Source organism: Microbulbifer sp. ABF4_148, assembly GCF_056158985.1.
Genome location: NZ_JBSWUI010000001.1, coordinates 1,770,900 through 1,784,067, shown reverse-complemented (window position 1 = coordinate 1,784,067; position 13,168 = coordinate 1,770,900). Strand labels below are relative to the sequence as shown.

The 13,168-nt window shown below is 57.7% G+C and carries 10 protein-coding genes; 1 reads left to right on the top strand and 9 read right to left on the bottom strand.

Features of this window, described 5'->3' with window-relative positions; genetic code table 11:
* Positions 1-51 precede the first annotated feature (51 nt).
* The 9 genes from sucD to sdhC form a co-directional block, all read right to left on the bottom strand.
* Positions 52-924 (bottom strand): succinate--CoA ligase subunit alpha, encoded by an 873-nt coding sequence (sucD, locus tag ACXAD0_RS07655; RefSeq protein ID WP_475087782.1) that lies wholly within the window; start codon positions 922-924, stop codon positions 52-54.
* Between the two features lie 2 nt (positions 925-926).
* Entirely contained in the window at positions 927-2,093 is a 1,167-nt protein-coding gene (sucC, locus tag ACXAD0_RS07650; protein WP_475087781.1) for an ADP-forming succinate--CoA ligase subunit beta, read from the bottom strand.
* A gap of 145 nt (positions 2,094-2,238) precedes the next feature.
* Positions 2,239-3,681 carry a dihydrolipoyl dehydrogenase gene (lpdA, locus tag ACXAD0_RS07645; protein WP_475087780.1) on the bottom strand — a complete coding sequence of 481 codons (1,443 nt, stop codon included), beginning with the start codon at positions 3,679-3,681 and terminating at the stop codon, positions 2,239-2,241.
* A 102-nt stretch (positions 3,682-3,783) separates the two neighbouring features.
* A complete protein-coding gene (gene odhB, locus ACXAD0_RS07640) occupies positions 3,784-4,992 on the bottom strand; it encodes a 2-oxoglutarate dehydrogenase complex dihydrolipoyllysine-residue succinyltransferase (RefSeq protein WP_475087779.1) in 1,209 nt (402 codons plus the stop codon).
* Between the two features lie 46 nt (positions 4,993-5,038).
* Complete coding sequence (locus ACXAD0_RS07635) at positions 5,039-7,867, bottom strand: 2-oxoglutarate dehydrogenase E1 component (RefSeq protein WP_475087778.1); 2,829 nt, start codon at positions 7,865-7,867, stop codon at positions 5,039-5,041.
* Between the two features lie 203 nt (positions 7,868-8,070).
* Entirely contained in the window at positions 8,071-8,775 is a 705-nt protein-coding gene (locus tag ACXAD0_RS07630; protein WP_475087777.1) for a succinate dehydrogenase iron-sulfur subunit, read from the bottom strand.
* Between the two features lie 18 nt (positions 8,776-8,793).
* Positions 8,794-10,566, bottom strand: coding sequence for a succinate dehydrogenase flavoprotein subunit (sdhA, locus tag ACXAD0_RS07625; protein ID WP_475087776.1), 1,773 nt, complete (start codon positions 10,564-10,566; stop codon positions 8,794-8,796).
* 3 nt (positions 10,567-10,569) lie between these two features.
* Complete coding sequence (gene sdhD, locus ACXAD0_RS07620) at positions 10,570-10,938, bottom strand: succinate dehydrogenase, hydrophobic membrane anchor protein (RefSeq protein ID WP_475087775.1); 369 nt, start codon at positions 10,936-10,938, stop codon at positions 10,570-10,572.
* A complete protein-coding gene (gene sdhC, locus ACXAD0_RS07615) occupies positions 10,932-11,306 on the bottom strand; it encodes a succinate dehydrogenase, cytochrome b556 subunit (RefSeq protein ID WP_475087774.1) in 375 nt (124 codons plus the stop codon). Before sdhC ends, sdhD begins: the two co-directional genes overlap by 7 nt.
* A 457-nt stretch (positions 11,307-11,763) precedes the next feature.
* On the opposite strand from sdhC, the gene gltA reads away from it, so the two are divergent.
* Positions 11,764-13,053: a citrate synthase gene (gene gltA / locus ACXAD0_RS07610; protein WP_475087773.1), complete on the top strand. Its 1,290-nt coding sequence runs from the start codon at positions 11,764-11,766 to the stop codon at positions 13,051-13,053.
* Positions 13,054-13,168: the final 115 nt, after the last annotated feature.

Sequence of the window (13,168 nt, the reverse complement as noted above, 5' to 3'; positions counted from 1 at the left end):
CACAAAAAAGCCGCCCGAAGGCGGCTTTTCTGCTTCTGAGAGAAGGTCGGCTTACCAGCCAGTCGCTTCTTTCAGGGCGTCGCCGATCTGGGCGAGGGAACGCACGGTTTTCACACCAGCGTCTTCCAGTGCAGCGAACTTTTCGTCTGCAGTGCCCTTGCCGCCGGAGATGATGGCGCCAGCGTGGCCCATGCGCTTTCCGGGAGGAGCGGTTACACCAGCAATGTAGGAAACCACCGGCTTGGTGACGTTTTCCTTGATGTAGGCTGCCGCTTCTTCTTCAGCGGTACCGCCGATCTCACCAATCATGACGATGGCTTCGGTCTGCGGATCGTTCTGGAACATTTCCAGAATGTCGATGAAGTTGGAACCAGGGATGGGGTCACCACCAATACCAACACAGGTAGACTGGCCGAAACCGTAGTCAGTAGTCTGCTTAACGGCTTCATAAGTCAGGGTACCGGAACGGGAAACGATGCCCACTTTACCCGGCTTGTGGATGTGGCCCGGCATAATGCCGATCTTGCTCTCACCCGGAGTAATCACGCCCGGGCAGTTCGGGCCAATCAGGCGTACACCCAGCTCGTCACACTTGACCTTGGCGTCCAGCATGTCGAGAGTCGGGATACCTTCGGTGATACAGACGATCAGCTTGATGCCGCCGTTCGCCGCTTCCAGGATGGAATCCTTACAGAAAGGCGCCGGTACGTAGATCACAGAAGCGTCTGCACCGGTGGCTTCAACCGCTTCGGCAACGGTGTTGAATACCGGCAGGCCCAGGTGGGTCTGGCCACCCTTGCCCGGAGTTACACCACCAACCATGTTGGTGCCGTAGGCAATCGCTTGCTCGGAGTGGAAGGTGCCCTGGGAGCCAGTGAAACCCTGGCAGATCACCTTGGTGTCTTTGTTAATCAATACGGACATGATTATTTGCCCTCCGCGGCTTTAACCACCTGCTCGGCGGCGTCGGTGAGGCTGGTAGCAGCGATGATGTTCAGGCCGCTGTCTGCCAGAACCTTGGCGCCCAGCTCGGCATTGTTACCTTCGAGACGTACAACAACCGGTACCTGTACACCGACTTCCTGTACCGCACCGATGACGCCTTCTGCGATCAGGTCGCAGCGAACGATACCGCCGAAGATGTTGATGAGAACAGCTTTTACGTTCTCGTCGGAGAGAATGATCTTGAACGCTTCAACAACACGCTCTTTGGTCGCACCACCACCAACGTCGAGGAAGTTGGCCGGCTTGCCGCCGTGCAGGTTCACGATGTCCATGGTACCCATGGCCAGGCCTGCGCCGTTTACCATGCAGCCGATGTTGCCATCGAGGGCGACGTAGTTCAGCTCCCAGTTGGCAGCGTGCGCTTCGCGCGGGTCGTCTTGGGACGGATCGTGCATTTCGCGAAGATCAGCGTGACGGTACAGAGCGTTGCTGTCGATCACGACTTTGGCGTCCAGGCAGTGCAGGTTGCCTTCGTCGGTGATAACCAGCGGGTTGATTTCCAGCAGCGCCAGGTCTTTTTCCTCGAACATTTTCGCCAGACCCAGGAAGATCTTGGTGAACTGCTTGGTCTGGGTCGGGTTCAGGCCCAGCTTGAACGCCAGCTCACGCGCCTGGTAAGGCTGAGCGCCTGCCAGGGGGTCAACGGTGGCTTTCAGGATTTTTTCCGGAGTCTCTTCCGCAACCTTTTCAATCTCAACACCGCCTTCGGTGGAGGCCATGAAAACGATACGGCGGGTGGAGCGGTCTACGACGGCGCCCAGGTAGAGTTCCTGATCAATGTCGGTGCAGCTTTCTACCAGGATGCGGGAAACCGGCTGGCCGTTTTCGTCTGTCTGGTAGGTAACCAGGCGGTTGCCCAGCCACTTGTGCGCAAATTCTTCGATTTCCGCTTTGGAGTCTACCAGCTTAACACCGCCGGCCTTGCCGCGGCCGCCGGCGTGTACCTGGGCTTTAACAACCCACTTGTCGCCACCAATTTGATCAGCCGCTGCTGCTGCCGCTGCCGGGGTTTCCGCTGCGATGCCTTTGGAAACCGGCAGTCCGTATGCTGCAAACAGCTGTTTGCCCTGATACTCGTGCAAGTTCATAGTTAATACCAATTCACTTTAAAGTTGACGGACGCAGGCTTCCTGTCTCCGCGTCCTGAACAGGCGGGATCTATCCCGCCCAAACTGAGATGGGCGAGCCCGAAGGCCCGCCGCTACGCCGGTAAAGCACCGGCGCCACAGATGCTTACTTGCGCTTCTTGCGGTTCGCGATGTGAATCGCGTGGCCGTTGACAGCAAGCGCCGCTTCCTTCACTGCTTCAGACAGGGTTGGGTGACCAAATACGGTCATGCCGATGTCTTCTGCACTGGAACCAAACTCCATCGCAATCGCTACCTGCTGAACCAGGTCGGCTGCAGACGGGCCAATAATGTGGGCACCGAGTACACGATCGGTTTCAGCGTGGGCAATGATCTTCACCATACCGCCAGTATCGTTGGCAGCCATGGCGCGGCCAGAGGCTGCGAACGGGAAAACGCCTACATTGTAGGGCTCGCCATCGGCCTTCACCTGTTCTTCGGTACGGCCAACGGCAGCGATTTCCGGGTGGGTGTAGATCACGTTGGGGATCACGTCGTAGTTCATCATCGGCTTCTGGCCAGCGATGCGCTCGGCAACCACAACACCTTCTTCAGACGCTTTGTGCGCGAGCATCGGACCACGAACCACGTCACCAACTGCCCAGACACCCGGAGCGGAAGTCATGCACAGGTCGTTGACGTAAACGAAGCCACGCTCGTCCAGCTTGACGCCGGCGTCTTCAGACAACAGGCCTTCGGTGTACGGACGACGGCCAACACACACGATCAGCTTGTCGAACGTTTCCTGATGCTCTTTGCCGTCCTGGTCTTCATAGGTAACCACAACTTCCTTGCCTTTCACTTCGCTGCCAGTCACACGGCAGGAAAGGCGGATGTCGAGACCCTGCTTCTTGAAGGTCTTCTGGGCTTCCTTGGCAATTTGCTGGTCCATGATCGACAGAAACTTGTCCATCGCTTCCAGGACAACCACGTCAGAACCCAGACGGCTCCATACAGAACCCAGCTCCAAGCCGATCACACCAGCACCGATTACGCCAAGACGCTTTGGAATCTTTTCAAATTCCAGTGCGCCAGTGGAATCAACAATAATGTTGTTGTCCACAGGAGCAGGCGGGATGTTCACCGGCACGGAGCCGGAGGCAAGGATAATGTTGTCCGCTTCATAAACAGTAGCGTTACCTTCGTCGTCGGTAACTTCTACTTTCTTGTTGGCGAGCAGCTTGCCGGTACCCCAGATAGAGGTCACTTTGTTGGCCATAAACAGGCCGGCAACACCACCGGTCAGTTTCTTAACGATCTCTTCTTTACGTTCCAGCATTTTTGGAACGTCCATTTTGATCTTGCCAACTTCGATGCCGTGAACGTCATAGTCGTCCTTGGCTTCGTGGTACTTCCAGGAGCTGTCGAGCAGGGCCTTGGAAGGGATACAACCAACGTTCAGGCAGGTACCGCCATTCACGCCTTTGCCATCCTTGTTCTTCCACTTCTCAACACAGGCGGTCTTGAGGCCCAGTTGCGCAGCACGGATAGCCGCAACGTATCCCCCCGGACCGGAGCCAATTACGATTACGTCAAATTTTTCCGACATGGTCAGTTCCAGATATTGGTGAGTTTGCGAAGGCCCTGTTCGGGCCTGGCGACGGGTTCGGGTGCCGTATTGTCGACACTCAGCGAACCCTACATCGTGTGCTTAGATTTCCAGCAGAATGCGCGCCGGATCTTCGATCATCTCTTTGATCGCAACCAGGAAGCCAACCGCTTCCTTGCCGTCGATCAGGCGGTGATCGTAAGACAGCGCCAGGTACATCATCGGCAGGATTTCGACCTTGCCATTGACTGCCATCGGACGCTCCTGAATCTTGTGCATACCGAGGATGGCGGTCTGCGGCGGGTTCAGGATCGGGGTGGACAGCAGGGAACCGAACACACCACCGTTGGTGATGGTGAAGGTTCCGCCGGTCATTTCCTCGATGGACAACTTGCCGTCACGGGCGCGCAGGCCCAGGTCACGGATGTTGTTCTCGATATCGGCAATGCCCATGTTTTCGGCGTTGCGCAGTACCGGAACCACCAGGCCCTTCGGTGCGGAAACAGCAACACCGATATCCTGGTAGCCGTGGTAGACGATATCGTCACCATCGATAGAAGCGTTCACAGCAGAGTAACGCTTCAGTGCCTCAACGGCTGCTTTGACGAAGAAGCCCATGAAACCCAGACGGGTGCCATTGTGCATCTTCTCGAACAGCTCTTTATATTCCTTGCGCAGGTCCATGATCGGCTTCATGTTCACCTCGTTAAAGGTGGTGAGCATGGCGGTGGACTGGCTCGCGTCGAGCAGACGCTCGGCAATACGCTTGCGCATACGGGTCATCGGAACGCGCTTCTCGACGCGCTCGCCCGGGGCAACCACAACTTCTGCAGCAGCGGCAACGGCAGCAGCCGGCGCGGCGGCAGGCGCAGAGCCCGCTTTCATGACGTCTTCTTTCAGAACGCGACCGCCTTTACCGGTGCCATCAACACCCGCCAGGTCAACGCCCTTTTCCGCTGCCATTTTCTTGGCAGACGGCATGGCAATTTTCTCGCCAGAGGCAGCCGGTGCAGTTTCTTCCGCTGCAGGGGCAGCCGCTGCCGGAGCTTCAGCCGGGGCAGCGCCAGCACCGGCACCTTCCTCAAACTTGGCAATCACTTCGTTGGAAAGAACGGTGTCGCCCTCTCCTTTAATAATTTCACTGAGAGCGCCGTCAGCGGGGGCAACCACTTCCAGAACTACCTTGTCAGTTTCGATATCCACGATCAGTTCATCGCGGGACACAGCTTCGCCGGGCTGTTTGTGCCAGGTGGCAACGGTGCCGTCCTGAACGGATTCCGGGAAAGTTGGCGCTTTAATCTCGATGGTCATTTTTCCTGTTTCCTGAGATTGACTCTTACCTTGTTACTGCCGCCCATTACTTGACGGTCAGCGCCTCATTGATGAACTTATTCTGTTCTTCCAGGTGGGTGGACATATAGCCCGCCGCTGGTGCCGCAGATGCGGCGCGTCCCACATACTCGAGCTCGAGCTTCGGATGCTGTTCTGCGAGCAAACGACGCATGTGATGCTGGCTGTGGTACCAGGCGCCCTGGTTCATGGGCTCTTCCTGACACCACACCACGCTCTTCAACTTCTTGAACGCGGAAACCGCTGCAACGAATTCCTCATCCGGGAAGGGATACAGCTGTTCGATGCGCACCAGGGCCACATCTTCCTGTTCCTTCTCCATGCGTGCTTCGAGCAAATGGTAGTAGACCTTACCGGAGCACAGCACCAGCCGCTTGACTTTTGCCGGGTCGACGGCGTTGTCCTGGATCACGTTGAGGAATTTGCCCGAGGACAGTTCTTCCAGGCTGGAGGTGGCCAGCTTGTGACGCAGGATCCACTTCGGGCTCATGATCACCAGCGGGCGACGCATCGGGCGAACTGCCTGACGACGCAGAAGGTGGAAGATCTGTGCCGGAGTGGTGGCGTTACACACCTGGATATTGTGCTCGGCGCACATTTGCATAAAGCGTTCCAGACGGGCGGAGGAATGCTCCGGGCCCTGCCCTTCGTAACCGTGCGGCAGCAACATCACCAGGCCACACATCCGGCCCCATTTGTGCTCGCCAGAGGTAATGAACTGGTCGATCACCACCTGGGCGCCGTTGGCAAAGTCACCGAACTGCGCTTCCCAGACCACCAGCGACTTCGGCGTGGTGGTGGCATAGCCATATTCAAACGCCAGTACGGCCTCTTCGGACAGCAGCGAATCGTACATATAGAAAGGCGGCTGGTCTTCCGACATATGCTGCAGTGGCACATAGGTCTGGCCATCTTTCTGGCTGTGAATGACCGCGTGGCGGTGGGAGAAGGTACCACGACCCACGTCCTCACCGGTAAAGCGGACCATGTAGCCCTCTTCCAGCAAGGTACCGTACGCCAGGGTTTCTGCCATGCCCCAGTTCAGCGGCAATGCACCGCCGGCCATCTTGCGACGGTCTTCATAAATCTTGGAAACCTGACGCTGCAGCACCACACCGTCCGGTACCGTGGTCATGCGGTTGGCAACGTCCTTCAGCTTGGGCATTTCCATACCGGTATCCGCCGGCGTCTGCCAGTCGTGGTTCAGGTACGGGCGCCAGTCCACAAACATCGACTCGTCGGGCTCTTTGACCAGCCCGGTGGCCACGTCTTCGCCGCGGTCGAGTTTGTCGCGGTAGTCGTTGGCAAGCGCGTCGGCAGCAGCCTTGTCGAGGACACCCTCGGCAACCAGCTTTTCGGAATACAGCGTGCGCGTGGTCTTGTGCTTGCGAATGGTCTGGTACATCAGTGGCTGGGTACCAGACGGGTCATCGGTCTCGTTATGACCGCGACGGCGGTAGCACACGAAGTCGATAACAATGTCTTTCTTGAATTCGTAACGGTAATCCACCGCCAGCAGTGCGGCGAGCACCACCATTTCCGGATCGTCACCGTTCACGTGCAGTACCGGGGCGTCGATCATCTTGGCGACGTCAGTACAGTACTCGGTGGAACGCGCATCCTCGCGCTTGCTGGTGGTGAAGCCCACCTGGTTGTTCAGCACGATGTGAATGGAGCCGCCGGTGTAGTAACCGCGGGTCTGGGACATCTGCAGGGTTTCCTGCACAACGCCCTGGCCGGCAAACGCGGCGTCGCCGTGGATATTGATCGGCAGGACCTTTTCACCAGTGGTATCGCCACGGCGATCCTGGCGCGCACGTACGGAGCCAACCACGACCGGCGCACAGATTTCCAGATGCGACGGGTTAAAGGCCAGCGCCAGGTGCACTTCGCCACCGGGGGTCATCACGTTGGAAGAGAAACCCTGGTGATACTTCACGTCGCCAGAGGTATCGAGCAGCTTCTTGCCCTCAAACTCTTCGAACAGGGCAGCAGGGTTTTTACCGAGGATATTCACCAGGGTGTTCAGGCGACCGCGGTGGGCCATGCCGATCACAATTTCCTTCACGCCATAGGTGCCGGAACGACGGATCAGGCCGTCCATCATCGGAATCAGGCTTTCACCACCCTCGACACCAAAACGCTTGGTACCCGGGTACTTGGAATCCAGGTGACGCTCGAGCCCCTCTGCTGCGGAAAGACGCTGCAGGATTTCAGTCCGCACATCATTCCCGAAATTCGCGGTGGTCTGGCTGCGCTCCAGGCGCTGCTGGAACCACTGCTGCTCTTCCAGGTTGGAGAGATGCATGATCTCTGCACCGAGATTACCGCAGTAGGTTTTTTCCAGGCCTTCGACAATCTCACGCAGGGTCGCTTCGCCATTGCAGAAAAACAGGTCACCGGTCTGGAAGGTGGTATCGAAGTCACCTTCGGTCAGGCCGTGATAGCTGAGCTGCAGGTCAGGCACCTGTTCGCGGGCCATGATGCCCAGCGGATCGAGGGAAGCCTTCTTGTGGCCGCGGTGGCGGTAAGAATTAATGAGCTGCAGCACTTTAATCTGCTTGCGCTCATGTTCGATATTGACGGAGCCGGAACCCGGCGCGCTCAGCGGGCGCGTGCGGTTCTTGGCCAGCAGTTCGAAGTGTGTGCGGACCGCGGAGTGGGACATTTCGCCGCCACCCTGGACCCGGGGCAGGCTGTCAAAGTAGCTGCGCCACTCATCCGGCACGGCCGTCGGGTCGTGCAGGTAAGTCTCGTACAGCTCCTCTACATAAGCGGCGTTCCCACCCGAAATATGGGAAGTGCGCCACAGCTGCTCCATGGTGCTTTCGTGCATGTTGGTGCCTACCTCAATAGCAGCGCGCCCATTCCTCGGGGGTTGCGCTGCGCTTTCCTTTCACTCACAAAAGGGGAGGCGCGCTTCGCGTCACCTCCCCTTTTTAACTTTTCACCGGCTCTACTGGCCAGTTTCAATTTTTAGGCGCCGCCGTTGGCGCCGGGCTCAAGGCCCAACCGGTTACCCGGCCACGTCAGTTGGCACTACACAGCACGTGCCAACAGCATATTGCGGATGTGGCCAATTGCGCGGGTCGGGTTCAAGCCCTTCGGACAGACGTTCACGCAGTTCTGAATGCCGTGGCAACGGAACACGCTGAACGGATCGTCGATCTTTGACAGGCGCTCGTCGGTGGCGGTGTCGCGGCTATCCGCCAGGAAGCGGTATGCCTGCAACAGGCCGGCCGGGCCGATGAACTTGTCCGGGTTCCACCAGAAAGATGGGCAAGCGGTAGAACAACAGGCGCAGAGAATACACTCGTACAGACCGTCCAGCTTGGCGCGATCTTCCGGTGACTGCAGACGCTCGATGGCCGGAGCCGGCGTATCGTTCTGCAGGTACGGCTCGATCTTCTTGTATTGATCGTAGAACTGCTCCATATCCACAACCAGATCGCGGATAACCGGCAGGCCAGGCAGCGGACGCAGAACCAGCTTGCCCTTCGGCGCCGCTTCAGACAGCGGCGTGGTGCAGGCCAGGCCATTGCGACCGGAGATGTTCATACCATCGGAACCACAAACACCTTCGCGACAGGAGCGACGGAAGGACAGGGTTGCGTCCTGGGCCTTCAGCAGCTCGAGTACGTCCAGCACCATCAGGTCCTTGCCCTGGGTGTCCAGCTCGTAGTCCTGCATGTACGGCGCTTTGTCAGTTTCCGGGTTGTAACGGTAAATGCTTACTTTCAACATATTCTTTCCGCTCCCGAATTAGTAAGTCCGAGCCTTCGGCTCGAAGGCTTCCATGGTGTTCGGCGCAAAGTTAACGGCACGCTTGCCGACACGCTTCTCACCCGGGAAGTACATGGAGTGGCACAGCCAGTTTTCGTCGTCACGCTCCTGGAAGTCTTCGCGGGCGTGAGCGCCGCGGCTCTCGGTGCGAACTTCCGCCGGAATCGCAGTAGCTTCGGCCACTTCCAGCAAGTTCTGCAGTTCCAGTGCTTCGATACGAGCGGTGTTGAAGGCGCGGCTCTTGTCGTCCAGGCGTACGTTTTCGATACGGGTACGCAGGTCTTCGAGCTTCTTAACGCCTTCTGCCATGTAGTCGCCGCGACGGAATACACCAAAGTGGTTCTGCATGACGTTCTGCAGCTCAGTGCGCAGTTCGGCAGCAGACTCACCGTCATTGGTATTTTCCAGACGGTTCAGGCGCGCCATGGCGGCTTCGATATCAGACTCGGACGCTTCGCGGTGTTCGATGCCCTCGCGCAGGGACTGCTCGATGAACAGGCCTGAAGCGCGGCCAAACACCACCAGATCCAGCAGGGAGTTGCCGCCCAGGCGGTTAGCACCGTGTACAGATACACACGCTACTTCACCACACGCGTAGAAACCGTCGATCACGGAGTCATTGCCAGCGGCGTCCTGGGTCAGGGCCTGGCCGTTCACGTTGGTGGGGATACCACCCATCATGTAGTGGCAGGTCGGCACAACCGGGATCGGCGCCTTGACCGGATCCACGTGGGCAAAAGTCTTGGCCAACTCACAGATACCAGGCAGGCGGCTGTTCAGCACTTCCTCACCCAGATGATCGAGTTTCAGGAATACGTGATCGCTATTCGGGCCGGCACCGCGGCCTTCCAGAATCTCGAGCACCATCGAACGGGCAACCACGTCGCGGGAAGCCAGGTCTTTGGCGTTCGGGGCATAACGCTCCATAAAGCGCTCGCCGTCCTTATTAATCAGGTAGCCACCTTCACCACGACAGCCCTCGGTCACCAGTACGCCGGCGCCGGCAATGCCGGTGGGATGGAACTGCCACATTTCCATGTCCTGCATCGGGAAGCCCGCACGCAGGGCCATGCCAACACCGTCGCCGGTGTTGATGTGCGCATTAGTAGTGGAAGCGTAGATACGGCCCGCACCGCCAGTGGCAAATACGGTGGCCTTGGATTTGATGAAAACCACTTCGCCATCTTCGATGGACAGGGCAATCACACCAACGACAGCACCGTCCTGGTTCTTCACCAGGTCAACCGCAAACCACTCGTTCAGGAAGACGGTGTCGTGCTTGACGTTGTTTTGATAGAGGGTGTGCAGCAGTGCGTGACCGGTACGGTCTGCCGCAGCACAGGTACGTGCAGCCTGACCGCCGCGACCGAAGTCCTTGGACTGGCCACCGAACGGACGCTGGTAGATACGACCTTCTTCAGTACGGGAGAACGGCAGACCCATGTGCTCGAGTTCGAAAACCGCCTCGGGGCCTACGGAACACATGTATTCGATCGCGTCCTGGTCACCGATGTAGTCGGAACCCTTGACGGTGTCATACATATGCCAGCGCCAATCATCCTTCGGATCGGAACTTGCGATGGCACAGGTAATACCCCCCTGGGCAGAAACCGTGTGCGAACGGGTCGGGAATACTTTGGTAATTACCGCAGTCTTGAAACCAGACTGGGCCATTTGCAGGGCCGCGCGCATACCCGCGCCGCCGCCGCCGATTACGATCCCGTCAAAAGAGATAGTCCGCATGTTCGCCATAAATTACAAACCCCACAGAATTTCAATGCCCCACACCGTGTAGAACACGGCAACTGCACCCAGGAATACCTGGGCAATCACACGCAGGACAGTCGCCTTGGCGCCCATCATGCGGTTTGTGAGGTAGTCGGTAACCACGGACCAGAGACCGATCCAGGCGTGAACAACGGTGGACAACAGAGCCACCAGGCTGAAGATGCGCATCCAACGCTGCTCGAACAGCGCAGACCATGTCTGGTAAGAGAAGTCATCACTCAGGAAAATGAAACCCACAATAAAGAGGGTATACGCAGCCAGCACCACCGCAGTGACGCGCTGGAAAAGCCAGTCATAGGCTCCGCTGCGACCGAAACTTGTAATCGTAGTTACCATAACCACACCCCCACCAGCAGGATCAGTACAACGCTAATCACCAGCACCAGTACGGCACCGAGGCGACCACCTTCCAGAGATTCACCCAGACCCAGATCCATAAACAGGTGACGGATACCCGCAACCAGGTGATAGATCAGAGCGGCCAGGGATGCCCAGAGCACCAGCTTGGCCGGAAGGCTATTAAATGCTGCGGCAGTTTCTGCGAAGCCCTGTTCGGACTCGAGGCTGGCATCGAGCATGCACAGCAGCAACGCGACAACGGCGAAGAGCACGACGCCGGAAATGCGATGCAAAATAGAAACCAGTGCAGCAGCGGGAAGCTTGATAGTGGAAATGTCTAAATTGACAGGTCTGTTTTTGTTCACAGGAAAAACACCTTGTTGCCCTGAACGACTGGGCGCCCGTTAGCTTGTTCAGTGGGAGGGCGTACCGCTTGCAGATTGTTTTGCAACCAACTTGCCGGAGTTTCGTGCAAAACAGCTACACCTTGGCGCAAACCGCGCGGATTATAGGCATTCGGTACCTAAAACACAACGAAACAGAGGCCGTACCAAGGCATGATTTTCCGCATTTCCCGACTGGGGTATTCGTAGAGCCACGCGACACGCGGGCCGAATAAAATTGATCAGACCAATAAGTTCACAGCTAAATACTCGCCCCAGAGGCCATAAATCAGGCTTTCCTGCGGTTATTCGACCCAGCGTCCACCCTTTGGCGTTTGACAATTCCGGGCCCGGCACTTAAGTTTGGCCCCGCCAAAAAGCCGGCAGGCCCCGCTATACGCAAGGAACTGGCGGTAAAGTAAAGTTTTAGGAGTCAGAAATGTCCGATAAAAAAGCGCAACTCACGGTGGATGGTATTGATGGCGCCATCGATATGCCGATCCGTTCCGGAACTCTCGGCCCAGATGTTGTCGATGTCGGCGGTCTGACTGCCAAAGGCCTGTTCACTTACGATCCAGGCTTCGTTTCTACCGCGTCCTGCGAATCCAAAATCACTTTTATCGACGGCGCCAAAGGTCAGCTGCTGCATCGCGGCTACCCGATTGAGCAGCTGGCAGAGAAGTCTGACTACCTCGAAACCTGCTACCTGCTGATGAACGGCGAACTGCCAAACGCAGAGCAGAAGAAAGAATACGTCGACACCATCATGAACCACACCATGGTGCATGAATCCCTGGTCAACTTCTTCAAGGGCTTCCGCTACGACGCCCACCCGATGGCCATGATGTGCGGCGTTGTCGGCGCCCTCGCCTCCTTCTACCACGACTCCCTCGACATCAACGATCCAGAGCACCGCAAGATCTCCGCGCACCGCCTGATCGCCAAGATGCCGACCCTGGCCGCCATGTGCTACAAGCACTCCAAGGGCCAGCCGTTCATGTACCCCGACAACAGCATGGGCTACGCAGAGAACTTCCTGCACATGATGTTCGGCAACCCGTGTGAAGCGAGCAAGATCGACCCGATCGTTGCCAAGGCAATGGACGTGATCTTCCTGCTGCACGCCGACCACGAGCAGAACGCTTCCACTTCTACCGTACGCCTGGCCGGCTCTTCCGGTGCCAACCCGTTCGCGTGTATCTCCTCCGGTATTGCAGCCCTGTGGGGACCGGCACACGGTGGCGCCAACGAAGCGGTACTGAACATGCTGCAGGAAATTGGCGACGAGAGCCGCATTGACGAATACGTGAAGAAAGCCAAGGACAAGAACGACCCGTTCCGCCTGATGGGCTTCGGTCACCGCGTCTATAAGAACTTCGACCCGCGCTCCCGCGTCATGCAGGGCATTTGTGACGAGGTTCTGGGTGCAATGGGTGCCGAAAACGACCCGCTGCTGCGCATCGCCAAGAAGCTCGAGAAGATCGCCCTGGAAGACGACTACTTCGTCGAGAAGAAGCTCTACCCGAACGTAGACTTCTACTCCGGCATCATCATGAAGGCGATCGGTATCCCCACCGATATGTTCACCGTGATTTTTGCTACCGGCCGTACCGCAGGCTGGATCGCGCACTGGAACGAGATGATCTCCAACCCGTACAAGATTGGCCGTCCGCGCCAGCTGTACACCGGTTACCCGCAGCGCGACTACGTGGATCTGGACAAGCGCTAAGCGTCCAGCTCTCACATGAAAAGCCCGGCTTCTGCCGGGCTTTTTTGTTTGCGCACAAGGTGTAATTTGCGGTGGTGCGGCGCCACATATCCGCGCGCTTCACGTCTCAGATCCG